This is a genomic window from Luteibacter sahnii, from assembly GCF_034063545.1.
In the GTDB taxonomy this organism is placed as follows: domain Bacteria; phylum Pseudomonadota; class Gammaproteobacteria; order Xanthomonadales; family Rhodanobacteraceae; genus Luteibacter; species Luteibacter sahnii.
Genome location: NZ_JAQLOK010000001.1, coordinates 598985 through 619556 on the forward strand (window position 1 = coordinate 598985; position 20572 = coordinate 619556).

17 protein-coding genes and 2 tRNA genes are annotated in these 20572 nt (G+C 65.5%); 15 read left to right on the forward strand and 4 right to left on the reverse strand.

The genetic code is table 11. The features are described from left to right. The first annotated feature begins 13 nt into the window (after positions 1-13). The 4 genes from ileS (at position 14) to PI246_RS02810 (ending at position 4612) form a co-directional block, all read left to right on the forward strand. Positions 14-2872 carry an isoleucine--tRNA ligase gene (gene ileS / locus PI246_RS02795; RefSeq protein WP_320549760.1) on the forward strand — a complete coding sequence of 953 codons (2859 nt, stop codon included), beginning with the start codon at positions 14-16 and terminating at the stop codon, positions 2870-2872. A 70-nt stretch (positions 2873-2942) separates the two neighbouring features. Next, positions 2943-3446, forward strand: coding sequence for a signal peptidase II (gene lspA, locus PI246_RS02800; RefSeq protein ID WP_320549761.1), 504 nt, complete (start codon positions 2943-2945; stop codon positions 3444-3446). A gap of 105 nt (positions 3447-3551) precedes the next feature. After that, on the forward strand, positions 3552-4493 hold the full coding sequence (gene ispH / locus PI246_RS02805) for a 4-hydroxy-3-methylbut-2-enyl diphosphate reductase (RefSeq protein WP_320549762.1): 942 nt from the start codon (positions 3552-3554) through the stop codon (positions 4491-4493). A gap of 43 nt (positions 4494-4536) precedes the next feature. Beyond that, a tRNA-Thr gene (locus PI246_RS02810) sits at positions 4537-4612 on the forward strand. Positions 4613-4833: 221 nt separating this feature from the next. Here the strand turns inward: PI246_RS02810 and PI246_RS02815 are convergent. Then, positions 4834-5277 (reverse strand): hypothetical protein, encoded by a 444-nt coding sequence (locus PI246_RS02815; RefSeq protein ID WP_320549763.1) that lies wholly within the window; start codon positions 5275-5277, stop codon positions 4834-4836. Between the two features lie 161 nt (positions 5278-5438). Here PI246_RS02815 and PI246_RS02820 point away from each other — a divergent pair, with 161 nt between their 5' ends. Beyond that, positions 5439-5999, forward strand: a complete 561-nt coding sequence (locus PI246_RS02820) for a GNAT family N-acetyltransferase (RefSeq protein ID WP_320549764.1) — start codon at positions 5439-5441, stop codon at positions 5997-5999. Between the two features lie 91 nt (positions 6000-6090). After that, the gene (locus PI246_RS02825; RefSeq protein ID WP_320549765.1) at positions 6091-6309 is read left to right on the forward strand and encodes a hypothetical protein; all 219 of its coding nucleotides are present in this window, start codon (positions 6091-6093) and stop codon (positions 6307-6309) included. A 184-nt stretch (positions 6310-6493) separates the two neighbouring features. Here the strand turns inward: PI246_RS02825 and PI246_RS02830 are convergent, their stop codons facing one another. Next, a complete protein-coding gene (locus PI246_RS02830; protein ID WP_320549766.1) occupies positions 6494-6754 on the reverse strand; it encodes a hypothetical protein in 261 nt (86 codons plus the stop codon). A 149-nt stretch (positions 6755-6903) separates the two neighbouring features. On the opposite strand from PI246_RS02830, the gene pilV reads away from it, so the two are divergent. The 9 genes from pilV (at position 6904) to PI246_RS02875 (ending at position 16781) form a co-directional block, all read left to right on the forward strand. Next, complete coding sequence (pilV, locus tag PI246_RS02835) at positions 6904-7479, forward strand: type IV pilus modification protein PilV (protein ID WP_320549767.1); 576 nt, start codon at positions 6904-6906, stop codon at positions 7477-7479. Beyond that, on the forward strand, positions 7476-8639 hold the full coding sequence (locus PI246_RS02840; protein ID WP_320549768.1) for a PilW family protein: 1164 nt from the start codon (positions 7476-7478) through the stop codon (positions 8637-8639). Before pilV ends, PI246_RS02840 begins: the two co-directional genes overlap by 4 nt. After that, entirely contained in the window at positions 8636-9322 is a 687-nt protein-coding gene (locus PI246_RS02845; protein WP_320549769.1) for a pilus assembly PilX family protein, read from the forward strand. Before PI246_RS02840 ends, PI246_RS02845 begins: the two co-directional genes overlap by 4 nt. A 14-nt stretch (positions 9323-9336) precedes the next feature. Beyond that, complete coding sequence (locus tag PI246_RS02850; RefSeq protein WP_320549770.1) at positions 9337-14775, forward strand: pilus assembly protein; 5439 nt, start codon at positions 9337-9339, stop codon at positions 14773-14775. 3 nt (positions 14776-14778) lie between these two features. Continuing rightward, positions 14779-15207: a type IV pilin protein gene (locus tag PI246_RS02855; protein WP_320549771.1), complete on the forward strand. Its 429-nt coding sequence runs from the start codon at positions 14779-14781 to the stop codon at positions 15205-15207. Further along, positions 15186-15626: a DUF4124 domain-containing protein gene (locus PI246_RS02860; RefSeq protein ID WP_320549772.1), complete on the forward strand. Its 441-nt coding sequence runs from the start codon at positions 15186-15188 to the stop codon at positions 15624-15626. The genes PI246_RS02855 and PI246_RS02860 overlap by 22 nt, the downstream gene beginning before the upstream one ends. Next, a complete protein-coding gene (locus PI246_RS02865) occupies positions 15623-16216 on the forward strand; it encodes a GspH/FimT family pseudopilin (RefSeq protein ID WP_320549773.1) in 594 nt (197 codons plus the stop codon). Before PI246_RS02860 ends, PI246_RS02865 begins: the two co-directional genes overlap by 4 nt. Before the next feature lie 46 nt (positions 16217-16262). Continuing rightward, positions 16263-16337 (forward strand) — tRNA-Val (locus tag PI246_RS02870). 111 nt (positions 16338-16448) lie between these two features. Further along, positions 16449-16781 (forward strand): lipid-A-disaccharide synthase N-terminal domain-containing protein, encoded by a 333-nt coding sequence (locus PI246_RS02875; RefSeq protein ID WP_320549774.1) that lies wholly within the window; start codon positions 16449-16451, stop codon positions 16779-16781. A gap of 12 nt (positions 16782-16793) precedes the next feature. Here PI246_RS02875 and metH read toward each other — a convergent pair whose 3' ends face one another. Then, entirely contained in the window at positions 16794-19493 is a 2700-nt protein-coding gene (gene metH / locus PI246_RS02880; RefSeq protein WP_320549775.1) for a methionine synthase, read from the reverse strand. Continuing rightward, positions 19490-20566: a homocysteine S-methyltransferase family protein gene (locus tag PI246_RS02885; RefSeq protein WP_320549776.1), complete on the reverse strand. Its 1077-nt coding sequence runs from the start codon at positions 20564-20566 to the stop codon at positions 19490-19492. The genes metH and PI246_RS02885 overlap by 4 nt, the downstream gene beginning before the upstream one ends. Positions 20567-20572 lie beyond the last annotated feature (6 nt).

Genomic DNA, 20572 nt, shown 5'->3' on the forward strand with positions numbered 1-20572 from the left:
ACGGTTGCCCGCGATGACCCAGGACTACAAGAACACCATCAACCTGCCGCAGACCGCCTTCCCCATGCGGGGCGATCTTCCTAAGCGCGAGCCCGAGTGGCTCGCCAACTGGGAGCGCGTGGGTCGCTACGCGCAGATCCAGGCCAAGGCGGCCGATCGCGACAAGGTCTTCGTGCTGCATGACGGCCCGCCGTACGCCAACGGCCCCATTCACCTCGGTCACGCGGTGAACAAGGTGCTCAAGGATGTCGTGGTCAAGTCGAAGCTGATGGCCGGCTACCGCGCGCCTTACGTGCCGGGCTGGGACTGCCACGGCCTGCCTATCGAGATCGCCATCGAGAAGAAGTTCGGCAAGGCCGGCGACAAGCTTGATGCCGCTGCGTTCCGGCAGAAGTGCCGTGAATACGCCATGGCCCAGATCGACCTCCAGCGCGTCGACTTCAAGCGCCTGGGCGTGCTGGGCGACTGGGAAAAGCCCTATCGCACCCTCGACTTCACCTACGAAGCCGACATGATCCGCGCGCTCGCGCGCATCGTGGCCAACGGTCACGTGGTGCGCGGCGCCAAGCCGGTCTACTGGTGTTTCGATTGCGGCTCGGCCTTGGCCGAAGCGGAAATCGAATACGCCGAGCGCACCTCGCCGGCCGTCGACGTGGCCTACGACGCGGTCTACCCGAAGGACATCGGCGCCGATTTCGGCGTGGACGTGGGCGACGCCATCGTGGCCGTGCCCATCTGGACCACCACCCCGTGGACGCTGCCGTCCAGCCAGGCGGTGTCGCTCGGCGGCGAGATCGAGTACGCCCTGGTCGAAGGCCCCTCGCGCGACGGTCGCCGCGTGTTTCTCGTCATCGCCTCGGCCCTTGCCGAGAAGGCGCTCGCGCGCTACGGCATCGACACCGTCAACGTGCTCGGTCGCGTGCAAGGCGCCGTGCTCGAGAACAAGCCGTTGCGCCATCCGTTCTACGACAAACAGGTACCGGCCATCCTTGGCGACCACGTGTCGGCCGACGACGGTACCGGCGCCGTGCACACCTCGCCCGACCATGGTGCGGAAGACTTCGCCGTGGGCCTGAACTATGGCATTGGCACGCTTAACTACGTCGACGGCCGTGGCGTTTACCGCCCGGAGGTGCCTTTCGCGGGCGATACCGCGTTTGCCGGCCAGCACATCTGGAAGGCCAATGAAGTCATCGTCGAACTGCTGCGCTCGCGCGGGGTGCTGCTCGCGTCGGCGAAGCTCACCCACAGCTACCCGCACTGCTGGCGTCACAAGACGCCGGTGATCTACCGTGCCACGCCGCAGTGGTTCATCGGCATGGAGCAGGCCGGGCTGCGCCGCACCGCGCTCGGTGCGATCAAGAACGTGCGCTGGGTGCCGGGCTGGGGCGAAGAGCGCATCGCGGGCATGGTCGATGGTCGCCCCGACTGGTGCATTTCGCGCCAGCGCACCTGGGGTGTGCCGATCACGCTGTTCGTGGACAAGGTGACGCATGAGCCGCACCCGGATTCGGTCGCGCTGATGGAGCGGGTGGCCGGCAAGGTGGCGCACGAGGGCATCGATGCGTGGTTCACGCTCGACCCGCGTGAGCTGATCGGCGATGACGCCGATCGCTACGAGAAGGTCACCGACGTGCTCGACGTCTGGTTCGATTCCGGCGTGAGCCACTTCGCCGTGATCGGTGCGCGCCCGGAGCTGCAGGCCGGCGATGCCTCCGAATACAAGGTGATGTACCTCGAAGGCTCCGACCAGCATCGCGGCTGGTTCCAGTCGTCCCTGCTTACCTCGGCCGCCATCCATGGCCGGGCGCCTTACGACCACGTGCTCACCCACGGCTTCACCGTGGACGCGCAGGGTCGCAAGATGTCCAAGTCGCTGGGTAACGGCATCGAGCCCCAGGAAATCATGAAGACCCTGGGCGCGGACATCCTGCGCCTGTGGATCTGCTCCACCGACTATCGCAACGAAATGGCGCTGTCGGACGAGATCCTCAAGCGCGTGACCGACACCTACCGGCGCGTGCGCAACACCGCCCGCTTCCTGCTCGGCAACCTCGACGGCTTCGATCCCGACAAGCACCTGCTCGCCACCGACGCGTGCATCGAGCTGGATCGCTGGGCGGTGCGCCAGGCGGCCGATACGCAGGCGGCGATCGTGGCGGCGTACGAGCGCTACGATTTCCCGGAAATCGTCCAGCGCGTGCAGAACTTCTGCACCAATGAACTGGGCGCGCTGTACCTCGACGTCACGAAAGACCGCCTCTATACGATGCCCACCGACAGCCGCGGTCGTCGCAGCGCGCAGAGCGCGATGTACCGCATCGTCGAGGCCATGGTCCGCTGGATCGCCCCGATCATGACCTTCACCGCCGAAGAGATCTGGCAGCAGCTGCCGGGCTCGCGCGAGGCGTCGGTGCTGTTCGAGACCTTCTACGAAGGGCTGGACGTCCGCCAGGACGGCGACACCCGTGCATGGTGGGGCCGCCTGCTCGCGGTTCGCGATACCGCGTCGCGCGTGCTCGAAGGCATGCGCAAGGCGGGGCAGATCGGCGCGTCGCTCGATGCCACGCTCACGCTCTATGCCGGCCCGTCGGCCCACCGGGCCCTCGCGGACGCGGCTGGGGAACTGCGCTTCGTCTTCATCACTTCCGACGTGGTGCTGGCGCCGCTCGATGGACGCCCCGAGGGCGCGGAGAAGGTCGAGCTGGACGGTGAGGACGTCTACGTGTCGGCCCACGTCAACGACGACGCGAAGTGCGTGCGCTGCTGGCATCACCGGCCGGACGTCGGCGTCGATCCGGCGCATCCGGAGATCTGCGGCCGTTGCGTGGAGAACGTGACGGGAGAGGGCGAACACCGCCGCTGGTTCTGATCCCCCTGCGCCAACCGCAGCCCGCGCCGCCACGGCGGCGCGGGTCGATCCGTCTTCCTGGCTGAACCGAATGACCGAACGTCCCCGCCCCAATGCGCTCTCCTGGCTGTGGCTCGCCGCCGCCATGATCGTGCTCGATCAACTCACCAAGTGGTGGGCCCTCACGGCCTTGCAGCCGGCCGAGACCCCGCACCCGGTGATTCCGGGCCTGCTCAACTGGACGCTCACGTTCAACACGGGCGCGGCCTTCAGCTTCCTCGCCGACAGCGCCGGTTGGCAGCGCTGGTTTTTCGCGCTGCTCGCGGTAGGCATCAGCGTGGCGCTCAGCATCTGGTTGGCCCGCACGCCCCGTCGCGACTGGCGAACGGCGTTACCGCTGGCCCTGATCGTGGGCGGGGCGCTCGGTAACCTCATCGATCGGCTGCACGCGGCCAAGGTGACCGATTTCATCCAGGTTTTCATCGGCAGCTACCCGTTTCCGGTGTTCAACGTCGCCGATTCGGCGATCAGCGTCGGGGCCGTCGCCCTGATCGTGTTCAGTCTCTTCGCCCCGCCCTCGAAGTCCGCGGCGTAATCCAGGGGGCGGTCGCGCGCGGGCGCGCTCCTACGAGCGGGGGCCTGACGTGCGATAATGGGCGGGCAAACCACCCTGCGGCCCCGAGGCCGCCACGAGGCCCCTTTGGATATCCTCCTCGCCAATCCCCGCGGCTTCTGCGCTGGCGTCGACCGTGCCATTGCCATTGTCGACCGCGCGCTCGAGTCGTACGGTGCGCCGATCTACGTCCGGCATGAAGTCGTGCATAACCGTTACGTGGTCGAGCGGCTGCGCGCCGACGGCGCCGTGTTCGTCGAAGAGCTCGACGACGTGCCGGACGGCGCCACGGTGATCTTCAGCGCCCACGGCGTGCCCAAGTCGGTGCGCGAAGAGGCTGATCGCCGCCGTCTCAACGTCTTCGACGCCACCTGTCCCCTGGTGACCAAGGTGCATATGGAGGTCGCCCGCCTGGGCCGTGCCGGTTACGACGTGATCCTCATCGGGCACGACGGCCACCCGGAGGTCGAAGGCACGATGGGCCAGTGGAACCCGGCCAACGCCGGGCACATCTACCTGGTCGAATCCGTCGACGACGTCGCCGGCCTCGCGCCCTCGCAGCCCGAAAAGCTGGCGTTCGTCACGCAGACCACGCTCTCGGTCGACGACACTATCGCCATCATCAAGGCCCTGCGCGAGAAGTTCGACGCGATCGAAGGTCCGCGCAAGGACGATATCTGCTACGCCACCCAAAACCGCCAGGACGCCGTGCGCCGCCTGGCCGAGGCGGTCGATATCGTGCTGGTGGTCGGTTCGGTGAACAGCTCCAACTCCAACCGCCTGCGCGAGCTGGCGGAAAAGCAGGGCGTACCGGCCCACCTGGTCGACGGTGCCGAGCACATCGAGAAGGCGTGGATCGACGGTGCGTCGCGTGTCGGCGTCACAGCCGGCGCATCGGCCCCCGAGAAGCTCGTGCAGGAAGTCATCGCTCGCTTGCAGTCGTGGGGCGCCGGCGCCGTGCGGGAACTGGACGGCGAGGCCGAAAACATCACCTTCGCCTTGCCGAAGGAACTCCGCCTGGCCAGCTAAAGACTTGCGCCGGGCCTCAGGCTTACCTACAATTCCGCTTCTCGCCGGAATAGCTCAGTTGGTAGAGCGCGTCATTCGTAATGATGAGGTCGTAGGTTCGATTCCTATTTCCGGCACCAGTTCAACAAAAAAGCCAGCGGAAACGCTGGCTTTTTTGTTGGGCTCATCTAGGACAGCCGTGGGCGACCTGACGATCCTGTGAATAGTTCGATCAGGCGGGTCGTTGCGCTTCGGCGACCGTGTGTCGTCAGATCGCGGTGCGCCTGGGCGGTGTGGCCGGGAGGCCAAGGTCTCTTCCGGGCGGTGAGGTCGGATGATAGGAGAGCGGCAGATGTTCGTCTCACGCCGCGAGGCGGCGGCCGGCACCGAGGTAGCGCAGCCCGATCGACAGGGCCATGTCGTAGCTCGCGCAGGCGTCGCCCGGTACCACGACGCTGACGAGCGACGGATGGCCCGGTACGAGGGCCGATGCGTCGGTTTCGTCGCTGCCTTCGTGAACCTCGATGTAAGGCGCCTCAAGCGAGGCCAGTGCATGCCGCAGCGGTTCCTTGTCCTCTTCGGGCACTGCGGCGGCGTCGATGTCGAGTAGCACGAGTTCCGCATGTTCGACCGGTGACCGGGCGAGGTGCGCCGTCAGTTCGGCGACATCGCGGCAGGGATGCCACAGCAGATCGACGCCGACGGCCTGGGCCCGCTCCCACAGACGCCACATCGCATCCTGGGCGGGAGGGGCGGGGGATCGTGGCGCGTCGCGCCAGGGGCTGGTGATCACGACGATCGACATCGGAGAGCCTCGAGGGGAGATGCCGCCAGTATCAGGTCTGCTTCCGTAAAAAGACTGCCCGCCGGATGGCCGTCCGGGGTAAGCATTGCGTAAAGCCTCAGCGGTAGGCTCCCGTGGTCCAGCGCAGGGTGTTACCTTGCGCTCTTTGCTCGCGAGGCCTTATGGACGCTCCTCACACGCCGATTGTCACCGCGCGACTACGCCTGGATGCCCTCGTGGCGACAGATGCGGCGGCCTTGTTTGCGTATCGCGGCGATGAAGCCGTGGCGCGCTACCAGGGGTGGCGACCGGCCGACGAGGCCGAGGCGGCCCGCTTCATCGATGAGCAGTCGCGGCTCGGCTTCCGCACCCCGGACAGTTGGGCCCAACTCGCGATAAGGGACCGCTCGTCGGGCGACCTGTTGGGCGACCTCGGCGCGCACTTCCCGGCCAATGCCGACGATCCGATCGAGTTCGGCGTGTCGCTCCGGCCAGATCGGCAGGGCCACGGCTACGCCCGCGAAGCCATGGCTGCGCTGCTCGACCTGGCGTTTGGTGAATGGGGTTACCGTCGCTCGGTGGCGTCGGTGGATCCTCGCAACGTGGCCAGCATCGCGTTGCTGCGGTCGCTTGGTTACCGCCAGGAGGCCCATCACGTGGAGAGTTATCGCTTCCGCGGCGAATGGGTGGACGACGTCATCTATGCGATGCTGGCCCGCGAGTGGCGGTCCAGTTCACGCTGACTCGGCGCAGCCTGGCAGGCCGACCGTTTCCACATGATTTTCATGGCCCGGATGTCACATAGGGGAAAGGGAAGCCAGGCGATGCCGACGCATGACCCAGAGCCACTTGCGCATCTATGTGGTGCGACCGCCGGAGCCCGGGGCCGAATGGGCCGTGCGGGTGGATGCCGAAAAGCCGGTCCGCTTTCATGCCGAGACGCACGCACTGGCCTACGCGGTGAGGCAGGCGCAGGTCCGGCGGGGTCAGGGCGCGACGGTGGACCTCAGGCTAGAGGACGACCTCGGGCAGTGGAGGTCGATGACGTGGTGATCATCAGGGGCTGGCATGATCCGTCCAGAGCACTACAAGGGTTACGATATCCTTTGCAGTACAAGGGGATACACGATTATTCGTCACAATGCGGAGGTGCTGACCGAGGCCGTGGACGGCGCCTCCCGGGAGGCGATCGTCGAGCGCGCGAAGCGCGCCATCGACGGACTGATGGAGACGCCGGTCAGGCCGCCGCTGCCAGCCGGGCCAGGGCGGCCTGGGTGGGTGGAGCCAGATGAGCGAGCGCCGCATCCGGAATGAAGCGCCAGTCGCTCAGGCGACGGGGCACCCAGTGCAAGGAAACATCGCGCAGTCCGCGGACGGCGTCCTCGGGGGTGTCGTAGCGTCCGATCTCGTGCGGACCCTGCAGCGCTCGCCAGCGATGGCCGTGGCGGACGATACGAAAGGGGACTTCGGCGGCGGTGTAGACGTATTGCGCGAGCACGGTAGAACTCTCCTTGAAAGCCCGGGCATTCTGGCCGCCCGTCCGTGACCGCTGTGTTATCCCGCGACTGCGCCAACATGTCGGCGTTCAGCGTTGTGGAAGGCGCGCAAACACCTACGGGGCACCGCTTGTCGGAATAATCTGACCGCATGTCGGGGTTGGCGAGGGGCGCCCGGTGGGCTGGGGTATGTTGCAGGTTGCGGCGTCATAAGCAGGGGGTAGGGGTGAATCGACAGTCTTCGCCAGGCGCGCAACGCGGCGTGTCCCTCATCGAGGTCATGGTAGCGATCCTGGTCTTCAGCCTGGGGATGGTGGGGCTTGCGCTGATGCAGTTGCGCGGTGCGCAGTTCACCCGTGAGTCCGGCGCGCGAAGCGCCGCCGTATCGCTCGCACGCAGCCTCGCGGACGCCATGCGCGCCAATCCCGACGGTGCCCTGCCAAAGGGGGCGCCCAGCGCCTACCTGTACGACGGGACCACTACCTATACCGACGCGGACTGCAACGCCACGAACCTGTCGTCGCCCTCGGCCATCGCGACGCGCGACCTGGCGTGCTGGCAGCTGGCCATAGCCCGTTCGCTCCCGGCCGTTCCCGGCGGCGTGCCCGCCACGGTCACCCAGGATCCGACGCTCGGCACGCTGGTGATCACCGTGTCCTGGGCGGGCGTGGCTGATAGCGCGTCGGCCAACACCGCGCAGTCCTACAGTTTCAGCTTCCTGCAATGACGATCCGCTACCGATCCCGCATCGTTCGTCGCTCCCGGGGCTTCTCCCTGGTCGAGTTGATGGTCTCATTGCTGATAGGCCTCATCGTCATCGCGGGCCTCGTCAGCGTCCTGATGGCGAACCGGCAGGCGTTCAACGTCCAGCAGGGGAATAACTTCAACCAGGAAAACCTTCGCTTCGGCATGGGGCGCGTCGCCTGGTCGCTGCGCATGGCCGACTTCTGGGGGGGCGTCAAGGCCAAGGACATCACCGGCATGAGCAGTACCTCCGGTGTCGGGGGCACGTCTGGCGACTGCACCGGCGCCTGGGTGCTGAGCGTCGGCGACGGCAAGGAAAACGGCATCCGCGGGTACGACGGTGCGGCGACGTTTCCGATCAAGAACTGCGTGAACACGGCCAATTACGTCAAGTACTCCGATGTCGTCGTGCTGCGCTACGCCGATACGCGCGGTTACGATCCGAGCAAGACGACCGGGCCGGATTTCGACAGTACCGATCCGACCGTCGTGCCCAACCGCACGTCGTATTTCCTCGTCGCTTCGGTTGCCCAGCAGGGAAATCTCTTCTATACCAAGACCGCGGTACCCTCCAATCCGTTGGCATCGAACACGGGTCGCTACGTCTACCCCTACCAGTTCGAGATGTATTACCTGCGGCCTTGCTCCGATCCGGGCAAGGACGGCGTATGTGGCACGGCCGACGACGGCGATGCCGGCGCGCCGATACCCACCCTGATGCGGATGCGGATGGACGGTACGGGTACGTTGATTTCCGAGGTGGTGTCCGAAGGCATCGAACAACTGCAGTTCGAGTACGCGTCGCCGGCGATAGCCCAGCCATCGCCCGCGCCGGCGATACCGGCGACGCCGTTCCAGACGGCGGCCGCGAGCAATTTCACGACCGTCACCCAGGCCCGCGTCTCTATGGTGGCTCGCGCGGCGTCGCGTGACACCGGGGTGCCCCATCCGATCGCCCTGACGGTGTCGGGGCACTGCCAGTACGCCATCGACGCCACGGGCAAGGTGACCTACAGCACCAGCCTGCCCAGCACCAACGCGTGCGCCAACAGCGACGCGTCCACCTTTGGCACCAACCCCCAACAGTTCACCCGCGTGCTTGTTCAGCAGGTGGTGGTTCTTCGCAACAGGGTAAGAGGATGAAGCGCGTAGCGATCGCCCGAGCGGGTACCCAGCGCGGTATCGCACTGTTCGTCGGCCTGATTTTCCTGCTCGTCCTGTCCGTGATCGCGATCACGGCGATGAGGGGCACCCTGGTGGAGATGAAGATGGTGACCAACGTGGCCCGTCACGAGGCGGCGTTCGAGGCGTCGGAGACACTTCGCAGCGTGCCCATTACGTTGTTCGACCAGCACGTTTTCGAGCGGGGCTGGCCCGTGTCGTTCAGCGGCACCGTGCCCGACGCGAACTTTACGTATTCGACGGACATGTCGGCCGGCTTGTTGGCCAAGGCGAAAACCGGGCTGCAGACCGATTGCTCGGGTGGGCCCGCGCTCTTGTATGGCCCGTTGCAGACCTGCGGCACGCTGCCAAAGGAAACGCTCTACGACCCGTCCACATGGCGCCCGGACATGGTGATTTCCATCTGCGATTCGTCGAGCGTTTCGTGCGCGGCCAGCGTATCGGCCACCGTGGCGATCGTCCCCGATGGCAGCGTGCTCAATGAAGGCGCGGGCGGTGCACAGGCGGCCGGTTACAGGGGGCTGGGCATCGGGGCCGCGGGCGGGGGCGCCGACATGATCTTCGAGGTACGGAGCGTTGCGACGGCACCGGGTAACGGCGTCGCGATCACGCAGACGCAGTATCACCAGATGATCCGCAACTGAACCAGGGCACAGGCATGAGCATTTTCCGTTTTCGACGTGTCGGTGTCGTCGTCGGCTTCGTGGCCGCCCTCATCGGTGGGGCTCTGGTCGACATGCCGCAGGCGCGGGCCGCCGCGATCTCCAACAGTTCGCAGCAGGCGTCGGCCTACGCTATCGTGCCTCCGCTGGGCATCGCGGGCGCCGCGCCGCTGGTCATGCTCAACCTGTCGCGCGATCACCAGCTCTTCTACAAGGCGTATAACGACTTCACCGACCTCAACGGCGACGGCCAGGTCGATACGACGTTCAATAACGCGTTCACGTATGCCGGGTATTTCGACCCGACCAAGTGCTACACGTATTCGAAGTCGGATGGCTTCTTTTCGCCAGCCCAAAGCGTGGACGGGACGGGATACTGCTCAGGCCAGTGGTCGGGCAATTTCCTGAACTGGGCGACCATGACGCGCATGGACGAGGTGCGGAAAATCCTCTACGGCGGCCTGCGGTCGACGGACACGGCCACCACCACCGTCCTTGAACGCGCTTACCTGCCGACGGATGCGCATTCTTTCGCGAAGTACTACAACGGCTCGGACATCAACAAGCTCACGCCGTATTCGCCGTCGACGACGACACCCGCTGCCAGCGATCGTAGTGCCAACCTCTATTTCGATACCCAGTCGTTGAGCGAAAACAGCACGAACTACACGCTGCTTCGCCTGAAGAACGTGCCCGACTCGCTGAAGATCCGTGTCGGCGACCAGCTGAGGATCACCGCCACGGCGAACAACGTGACAGCGGTTCTCACGGCACCGGTTCGCTACCTGAACACGGGTGGCTACGGCAATGCGACTCAGAACAATCGCGTCGAGCTGCGTCTCCAGGACGGCATGTTCTCGAGCAACATGGGATGCGGGTCGGTTTCCGCCTGCATCAATCAGTTTCTCCAGTACAGCAACTGGACGGTGACCAACCTGACGCGCACCGGGATCACGTTCTGCAACACGACCGTGCAGGGCGGTTCCACCAACCGATCCCAATCCAATACGGCACCGCCCCTGGTCCGCATGCGTACGGGCAACTACGCGCTGTGGGGCTCGAACGAAAGCCTGCAGTGCCAGTGGTACAACGAAAAGAACAACTCGCAGGGTTCGTTCCAGGATGGCTTTCTCAGCAACGGCAACCGCGCGGCATTCTCCGGCTTGGGTTCGGGCGCCGAAAACCCCGACCAGCCCGGTACCGAAGGCACTGACTGGGCTGAGCTGATCGCGCGCGTGAAAGTCTGCGTCTCGGGCCTGATCGGCGCTGAGAAGTGCAAGCAGTATCCCGACAGCACGTCGGCATCCAGCCCGTACAAACCGATCGGGTTGCTTCAGAAATACGGTGAAACGGGCAATATCAAGTTCGGGCTGGTGACGCCGACGTTCGACCACAACGCGTCGGGCGGCGTGGTGCGAGCCGCGCTTCCCGGTCCGGGCACGAACGACGGTGACTTCATCACCAACGACGTGAACGCATCCGATGGCACGTTCACGTCGAATCCGGGCATCATCAGCAACATCAATGCGTTGCGCATCTATGGCTACGCTTACCTGTCCGGCGACAATTACGGTACGGGCAACGGGTGTACCTATCAGCGTACCGGCATCAGTACCAGCGGTTCATCGGGCTCGCTCGTTGGCGAGGGCAATTGCTCGTCTTGGGGCAACCCTATGGCGGAGAGCTATATTGAGACGCTGCGTTACCTTGCCGGCAAGTCGCCTAACGCGGCGTTCGCCTCCGGAGCCGAGGACAAAGCCCTGGGCATGTCCGTCGTCGCCACCTGGAACGATCCGATCAGTGCCGCCAACTTCTGCGCGCCCCTGAACGTCATTAACTTCAACGCCAGCTCGCTCAGCTACGATACGGACGCCGTTGCCGGCTTCGATGACCTGAACTCCGGGCGTAGCGTGGCAGCCTGGACCGACCTGGTCGGCACGGGGGAAGGCATCAACGGCAAGGCCTGGTTCGTCGGCAATCCCTCGTCGTCTTATGCGGGCGCCGATGCCAACCTTTGTTCGGGTAAGACGGTTTCCAACTTCTCCACCGTCCAGGGCATTTGCCCCGAAGTTCCCGCACTCAAGGGCGGCTACCTCATGGCGGGAGCCGCCTATGGCGCCCACGTGAAGCGTATTCGCGACCTGGGTAACGACAGCACCGGCAATCCCATCGTCACGTCGGACGATCGCACGTCCCTGAAGGTGAGTACCTTCGGCGTACAACTGGCGACCACGACCCCGCAGATCCGGGTGCCGGTGCCCAATGTGCCGGGCCAGTTCGTGACGATCATTCCGGCTTACCGACTTGATCTGGGCAATGGCAACGTCGGCGGCGGTGGCCTCGTGGACTTCAAGATCTTGTCGCAGACCAACGACGGCACCACCGCGCGCGGTTCCTTCTATGCCGACTGGGACGACAGCTTCGGCGGTGGTGACTACGATCAGGATGTCTGGGGCATCATCAGCTACGAGATCACGTCCACGTCCGCCAACATCACGACGAAGACGGTCTCCGCCTCGACCAATAATGGCCAGGGGTTCGGCTACATCGTCAACGGCACGACCAAGGACGGCGCGCACTTCCACTCCGGCATCTATGGCTTCAAGTACACCGACGCCACCAACCCGGATATCTACGACGCGTCCGGCAATCGATTGAACGGCACGGGAGCGATCGGCGCCTCCGGCGGCTGTAACGGCTGCCAGGTCAACAACGGTGCCACGACGGCCCGGTACGCCATTGGCAGCACCAGTGCGGGCACGCTGCAGGATCCGCTGCTCTATGCCGCGAAGTGGGGCGGCTTCCGCGTGGACACCACCAAGCCGGACGGTACCGATACGCCGGCGAACGACAGCAACCCCAACGACACGTCCAAGTGGGACGCCGACAAGGATGGCGTGCCCGACAACTACTTCCTGGTCACCGATCCGGGCAAGTTGGAAACGGCGCTGGATACGCTCTTCCGCAAGATCCTCGCCAAGACCTCGTCGGGTACGGCCGCCGCGACGGTCGCGACCAGCGCCAACGGCGTTGGCGTGACCTACCAGGCGCTCTACGAGGCGGAGCGAACCGACACGAGCGGTGCGCGTGCCACGTGGATCGGCTCGCTGGGTGCCCTGTGGACCGACCAGTACGGCTTGCTTCGCGAAGACAGCAACGGCAACGACAAGCTCGACGATTACACCGTCGACAAGGTCGTGACCTTCAGCTACCAGAGCGGCACGCAGCGAACGATGGTGACGCGGTACACCAGTTCGGACCCGAAGACGTTCACGCCGTCGTCGAGCGAGACGATCGAGCTGACCGACCTGAAAACCATCTGGAACGCGCGTTCGATGCTGTGGGATCCCTCGTTGGTCACCGGCACGCAGCGACCGTATGGCACTGCGTTCGGTAACAGCAGCGGACGCTATATCTTCACCTGGGTGGACGCGAACAATAACGGGGTGGTCGATGCGGGCGAAGTGCGGCCGTTCACGTGGAACGCGACCGGCACCGACGGCATCAACAGCACCAATTACCGTTACCTCAACACGGACTCCACCACCGAAGCCGCGAATATCGTCAACTGGATCCGTGGCACGGAAATCGCCGGGCTGAGGAGCCGTACCGTCGATTACGGCACGGACGCCTCCTTGCAGGATCGCGTGACCCGCCTGGGCGACATCGTCAATTCGACACCCCTGGCGGTCAGTGCACCGGCGGAATCGTACGACCTGCTTTATAACGACAGCACCTACGCGACGTTCCGGACGCAGTATCGCAACCGTCGGCAGGTGATCTACGTCGGCGCGAACGACGGCATGCTGCATGCGTTCAACGCGGGCTTCTACAACGCGAGCTGCCAGAGTTTCGAGCTTCGTCCGACGACGACCGTGTGCTCGGCGAACGGAACGGCGACACCGGGCACCGCCATCGGCACCGCGACGCAGCACCCGCTGGGCGGCGAACTGTGGGCGTATATTCCGAAGAACCTGCTGCCCCACCTGCGCTGGTTGACCGACCCGGCCTATCAGCACACCTACTACGTGGACGGCAGCCCGATCGCGTTCGACGCCAAGGTGTTCCCCAACGACACCACGCATCCCCAGGGTTGGGGCACCCTGTTGGTGGTGCCGTTCCGGCTGGGTGGCGGCTCGATCACGGTGAACGTCTCGACCAACAGTACCGCGAACAACGTCACCTCGGACTCGGCCTACGTGATCATGGACATCACCGATCCGGAGTCCCCGCCCAAGGTCCTCTCGGAAATCACGCTGCCGGGTACGTGGACCACGTCCGCCCCGGCCGCGGTGATGGTGCGTGACGCGATCTCGGGAAGCCCCAGCAGCTTTTTCCTCGCGTTCGGCTCCGGGCCGACGGATGCGAAGAAGGTGGCGTCGAACCAGAACCTGCGCGTCAACGTGTACAACGTGGCGGACATCGTCAATGCGTCGACGAACGGGGCCGCCAAGCCGACCCAGTTCGATCTGGGCAGTGCGAACGCGAAGGGCAAGAACAGCTTCGCAGGCGATCTCATCGCCTCGGACTTCGATCTCAACGGCAAGGCCGAGGCGATCTACTTCGGTAGCGTGTACGGCGATGGTTCGTCCAGCGAGTTCGGCGGCGAATTCTGGAAGATCGCCGTGAACAGCGACCCCGCGCCGTCCAACTGGAAGGGCAACCTGTTCCTCGATCTCGGCGGCACGAACGGCCTGCCGGTCACCGTGCGACCGACGCTGGGTCGTAACGATCGCGGCGCGCCGATGGTGTTCTTCGGCACGGGACGGCTCTTCACCAGCACCGACAAGGCGACGACGGGACAGCAGCGCATCTACGGTCTGATCGATACGCAGCTTTTGAATCCGACCGATGCGCAGTACCTGGCCACTATCAGCCAGTCGAACCTGGTGAACGTGACCAACGTCGACGTCTTTACCGACCAGACCGTGCAAAACGTGCCTACCAATGCCGCCTTCAGCGGCGTTACGAACTTCACCGGCCTGGCGGGTGCGTTCGATACCCCGGGAATCGCGGGGTGGTATCGCAATCTCTCGACGAACGGTACCAATCCCTCCGAGCGCGTGGTGAGTGCCCAGTCGTTGCTTGGCGGGCTCCTCCTGACGGCCGCCTATACGCCGGGTACGTCGATCTGCACCGGCCTGGGCAGCTCCGTGCTGTATGGCCTGGACTATCGCGCGGGCGTGGGATCGCCCAACGGCTTCTTCGGCACCGCCGCGGGCAGCAACAAGGTACTCACGTCGGCGTCGATCGGTGCCGGCTTGCCCGCGCCGCCCAGCCTGCACGCCGGCGACGCCTCGAACGGACCCCGGGGTGCCAAGACGGTGACGGCCTGCACGCAGACCTCGACCGGCGCGATTGTGTGCAAGGATGTGGCTACACTCCAACCCGTGACCAGTGGCGAGACGTCCTGGCGCGAACCACAGGGGAATTGACGCATGTCCACCCGCCCCCGGCGTTCCGAAGGTTTTACGTTGATCGAACTGCTCGTGACCCTCGTCATCATCGCCATCCTCGCGGCGATCGCCGTGCCGTCGTACCGAAAGTACGTGGTCCGGGCGAATCGCACCGACGCGCAGCGCGCGTTGGTCGACCTGGCCGCCCGGCAGGAGCGAGCGTTCTATTCGACCAACACGTACGCCAAGAGCCTCGCGACGCTGGCGTCCTCGTCGTCGGCCGCCGGTGCCAATTACACCGTCAGCATCGCGTCGGCCTCGTCGACCGGTTTCGTGGTCACCGCCGCGGCCACCGGTACGCAGCAGAAATCCGATACGCAATGCCAGACGCTGTCGCTGACGAACACCGGGGCGCGTACGTCGACGGGCACGACCGCCAACGATCCGACGTGCTGGGGGTTGTCGAAGTGAGCCGGCATGCCTGGGCACTCGCGGCTTTTTTCGTTGTCTGCGCGGCACAGGCGCAGCAGGTCCAACGCTATTACAAATGGACCGACGCCCAAGGCGTGACCCACTACGGCGACACCGCACCGCCCGGCGTGGCGGCCCAGCCGGTGGATGTGCGTGGCGGCGGGATCGAGACCGTGCCGGCCCCGGCGTCCGCGTCGACGACGGGCACCTCGGACACGGCGTTGCAAAAAGCCGAGGCCGGTGCGCGCGCGCAGAACTGCGCGCGTGCGCGCGATAACCTCCGGGTGCTGGACGGCAAGGCAATGCTGGTCGATAGCGGCGATCCCACGCAGGCCCGGCGGCTATCCCCGGAAGACCTCGAACGCATGCGTCGACGCAGCAACGACGAAATCGCCGAATACTGCGGGGCGTCGCCATGAAGCCACGGTCCAGCGGGTACGGCTTTTCGCTGATCGAACTCGTGGTGACGCTCCTGGTGTTCGCCGTGCTGCTGGCCATCGCCGTGCCGACGTTTTCCGATTTCATGAAGCGCAACGCGGTGGCGGCGCAGACCAACGAGCTGCTGGGCGCCTTGCGCCTGGCCCGGTCCACCGCGGTCACCCGGGGTGTCTACGTGTCTGTCTGCCCGAGTTCGAACGTGGCCTCGGCGACGCCCACGTGTACGTCGGGAGGGAACGTCTACGACACGGGCTGGCTGGTTTACGTCAACAGCGGGCCCAAGACCGCCTATGCGGCGGGTAATGAAGTCCTGCAGGTGACCCAGGGCATGTCCAACGCGTCCATCCAGGGTAATGCGAGCCTGATCACGTTCGACGCCCGTGGCAGCTCCGTGCTGGGCGGCGCGCAGTTCTGGGTGTGCGCCAAATCCAGCAGCGATACGGTCGGTCAGAGCGGGGTGCGGTTCGCAGGCCGCACGGTCATCCTGCAGAGCGGGGGCCGGGCCGCAAGCGCGGCGTTGGCGACCTCGTCCAATGCCAGTACCGCCCAGGGGTACTGCAAGTCGTCCTGATGCCATTGACGACGCTCTGGGCACACCCTAAAATAGCCTGCTCGATGGGCGGTTAGCTCAGCGGTAGAGCACTGCCTTCACACGGCAGGTGTCACAAGTTCGATCCTTGTACCGCCCACCATCGTTTCGAAAACCCGGCTCCGGCCGGGTTTTTTCTTGTGGGCTGCCCCAGGTAAGCCCATGGCAAGCCGGGATGCGTACCATGCCCCGGTCACGACGTGCGGACACCGCCATGCATGAAGCCCTCGCCAACCTCCATCTGCTGACCCTCACCCCCTGGAAGATCATCGGCCTGCTGGGCACCTTGCTCTTCACGGCGCGCTGGTTCGTCCAGTTCTACGCCACCAAGAAGAACAAGCGGGTCACCGTACCGATGTCTTTCTGGTACCTCTCGGTGAGCGGCAGCGTGCTCACGCTCGCCTACTTCATCTGGGGCAAGAACGATTCGGTGGGCATCATCCAGACGGCGTTCCCCATGCTGGTCTCGATCTACAACGTCTTCGCCCACCTGAAAAACCGCGACGCGAACGAGACCGTGACCCCGGGCGGTCCCGAGGACCGCTGATCCCCGCCGGGGTCAGTCCGGGTCGTAGTCGAGGTAAGGGGCCAGCCAGCGCTCGGCTTCCGTGCGGTCCCAGCCCTTGCGCCGGGCGTAGTCGTCGACCTGCTCGCGGGTGAGGCGGCCCACCACGAAATACTGGCTCTCGGGGTGCGAGAAATACCATCCCGAGACCGCCGCCGTGGGGTACATGGCGAAGTTGTCGGTCAGCTCGATGCCCGTGTGGCGCTCGGCGTCGAGCAAGGCGAACAGGGAGCGCTTTTCCGTGTGCTCGGGGCACGCCGGATAGCCCGGGGCGGGGCGGATGCCGCGGTAGGCCTCGGCGATGAGCGCGGCGTTGTCCAGCGCTTCGTCGGGCTCGTAGCCCCAGAACTCCTTGCGCACGCGCTCGTGCATCCGTTCGGCGAACGCCTCGGCGAGGCGGTCGGCGAGCGCCTTGAGCAGGATCGACGAATAGTCGTCGTGCGCGGCTTCGAAGCGCGCCACGTGGGCATCGATGCCGATGCCGGCGGTGACCGCGAAGCCTCCGATCCAGTCGGCCACGCCGCTGTCGCGCGGGGCCACGAAGTCGGCCAGGCAGAAGTCCGGTCGTTCGACCGGCTTGTCGGCCTGCTGGCGAAGATGGTGCAGCGTGGCCAGGGGCTTGCGCTTGCCCGGCGCCGCGTCGGCGTAGACCTCGATGTCGTCGCCGACCTGCGCGGCCGGCCAGAAGCCGATGACGCCGCGGGCGGTGAGCCACTTCTCGTCGATGATGCGGTCGAGCATGGCCTGGGCATCGCGGTAGAGCTCGCTCGCCTGGGTGCCCACGATCTCGTCGGTGAGGATGTCCGGAAAGCGGCCGGCGAGTTCCCAGGCGTTGAAAAACGGCGACCAATCGATGTAGTCGCGCAACTCGGCGAGGTCGTAATCGTCGAAGATCGTCAGACCGGGCGTTCGGGGCGTGGGCGGCATGTAACGCGCCCAGTCGCCGCGGAATCGTTGCTCGCGGGCCTTGCCCAGCGGCACCAGTTGCTTGCCCGTGCCGCGGCCGCGGTGGCGCTCGCGCACCTCGGCGTATTCGGAGCGCACCTTGGCGATGAAGTCGTCGACGAGCTCTTTGCTGACCAGCGACTGCGCCACGCCGACGGCGCGCGAGGCATCCTTCACCCACACCGTGGGCGAACGGTAGTGCGGCTCGATACGCAGCGCCGTATGTGCGCGTGAGGTGGTCGCGCCGCCAATCATCAGGGGCACCTGGAAATCCTGGCGCTGCATCTCGCGCGCCACCTGGCTCATTTCTTCCAGCGACGGGGTGATGAGGCCCGACAACCCGATGATGTCGGCGTTCTCGGCCCGCGCGGTGTCGAGGATCTTCTGCGTGGGTACCATCACGCCGAGATCGATCACCTCGAAGTTGTTGCACTGGAGCACCACGCCCACGATGTTCTTGCCGATGTCGTGCACGTCGCCCTTGACGGTGGCGAGCACGATCTTGCCGTTGCTCCGGCCGACTTCGCCCGAGACGCGCTTCTCTTCCTCGATGTACGGAATGAGATGGGCGACCGCTTTCTTCATGACCCGCGCCGACTTGACCACCTGCGGAAGAAACATCTTGCCGGCCCCGAAGAGGTCGCCCACGACGTTCATGCCGGACATCAGGGGGCCTTCGATCACGTCGAGCGGGCGCGCGGAAAGCTGGCGCGCTTCCTCGGTGTCTTCGACCACGTACTGGTCGATCCCGTGGACCAGCGCATGGCTCAGGCGGTCGATCACGGGCTTGTCACGCCACGCGGCCGACTCGACCACCGCGCCGCCCTTGCCGCCCTTGTAGGTGTCGGCCACCTCGAGCAGGCGCTCCGTGGCGTCGGGGCGACGATTGAGCACCACGTCTTCCACGCGCTCGCGCAGGTCGGCGGGCAGGTCGTCGTAGATGGCCAGGGCGCCGGCGTTGACGATGCCCATATCCATGCCCGCCGCGATGGCGTGGTAAAGGAACACCGAGTGGATCGCCTCGCGCACGGGGTTGTTGCCGCGGAACGAGAACGACACGTTGGACACGCCGCCGGAGACGTGCGAGGCGGGGAAACGCCGCTTGAGTTCGCGCGTGGCCTCGATGAAATCGACCGCGTAGTTGTTGTGCTCTTCGATGCCGGTCGCGATGGCGAAGATGTTCGGGTCGAAGATGATGTCTTCAGGCGGAAAATCGAGCGTGTCCACGAGCAGCGCGTACGCGCGCGAACAGATCTCGACCTTGCGCTCCTTGGTGTCGGCCTGGCCGGCCTCGTCGAAGGCCATCACGACCACGGCGGCCCCATACTGGCGCACCTTGCGCGCGTGTTCGAGGAATAGTGCCTCGCCTTCCTTCATCGAGATGGAGTTGACGATGCCCTTGCCCTGCATGCAGCGCAGGCCCGCTTCGATCACGCTCCACTTGGACGAATCGACCATGATCGGCACGCGGGCGATGTCCGGCTCGGACGAGATCAGGTTCACGAAGCGCGTCATCGCCGCTTCGGAGTCGATCAGGCCCTCATCCATGTTGATGTCGATGATCTGGGCGCCGTTCTCCACCTGTTGGCGGGCGACGTCCACGGCTTCCTCGTAGCGGCCTTCCTTGATCAGCTTGCGGAACTGGGCCGAGCCCGTGACGTTGGTCCGCTCGCCGACGTTGATGAAGTTGAGGTCCGGGGTGAGGACCAGCGGCTCGAGGCCGGAAAGGCGGGTATATCGGATGCTCATGCGGCGTTCGCGGTGGCCTGGCGGAGCCGGGGCGGGAAGGGTGCGACCGCCTCGGCGATGGCGGCGATGTGCGCGGGCGTGGTGCCGCAGCAGCCACCCACGATGTTGATGAGGCCGTTGGCCGCGAAGTCGCGGATGGTGGCGGCCATGCTTTCGGGCGTCTCGTCGTATTCGCCGAACGCGTTGGGCAGGCCCGCGTTGGGGTGCGTACTCACGGCCGCGTTGGCGATGCGCGCGAGCATCTGCACGTGCGGTCGCAGGTCTTCCGCGCCGAGCGCGCAATTGAGGCCCACCGACAAGGGCTGGATGTGCTCCACCGAGTAGAAGAACGCCTCGGCGGTCTGCCCCGAGAGCGTGCGGCCGGAGCGGTCGGTGATGGTGCCGGAGATCATCACCGGCACGCGCCCGCCCAGTTCGTGAAACAGCTCGGCCAGGGCGAACAGCGCCGCCTTCGCGTTGAGCGTGTCGAAGATGGTTTCGACCATGATCGTGTCGGCGCCGCCTTCGATCAGGGCGCGGGCCGATTCGATGTAGTTGCTCTTGAGCGCTTCGAAGTCGATGTTGCGGTAGCCGGGATCGTTGACGTCCGGCGAGATCGACGCCGTGCGGCTGGTCGGCCCGAGCACGCCGATGACGAAACGGGGTTTATCCGGCGTGCGCCGGGTCATGTCGTCGCACGCCTCACGGGCCAGGCGGGCGCCTTCGCGGTTGAGTTCGGGCACGAGGTGTTCGAGGTGGTAGTCGGCCTGGCTCACGCGGGTGGCGTTGAAGGTGTTGGTTTCGACGAAATCCGCGCCAGCGTCCAGGTAGGCCTGGTGCACGCCCTTAATGATCGCCGGCTGGGTGAGCAGCAACAGGTCGTTGTTGCCCTTCAGGTCGCACTCGCCGGGGTGGTCGTGCGCATGCAGGCTGTCATGGCCGCCGGCGAAGCGCTCGCCGCGGTAGCCGGACTCGTCGAGCCGGTGCCCCTGGAGCATCGTGCCCATGCCGCCGTCGAGGATCATGATTCGCTCGGCGAGGCCCTTTTCGATGAGGGCGACGCGGTCGGGATGGAGCCAGGGTAGGGTGCTCATGTCGAC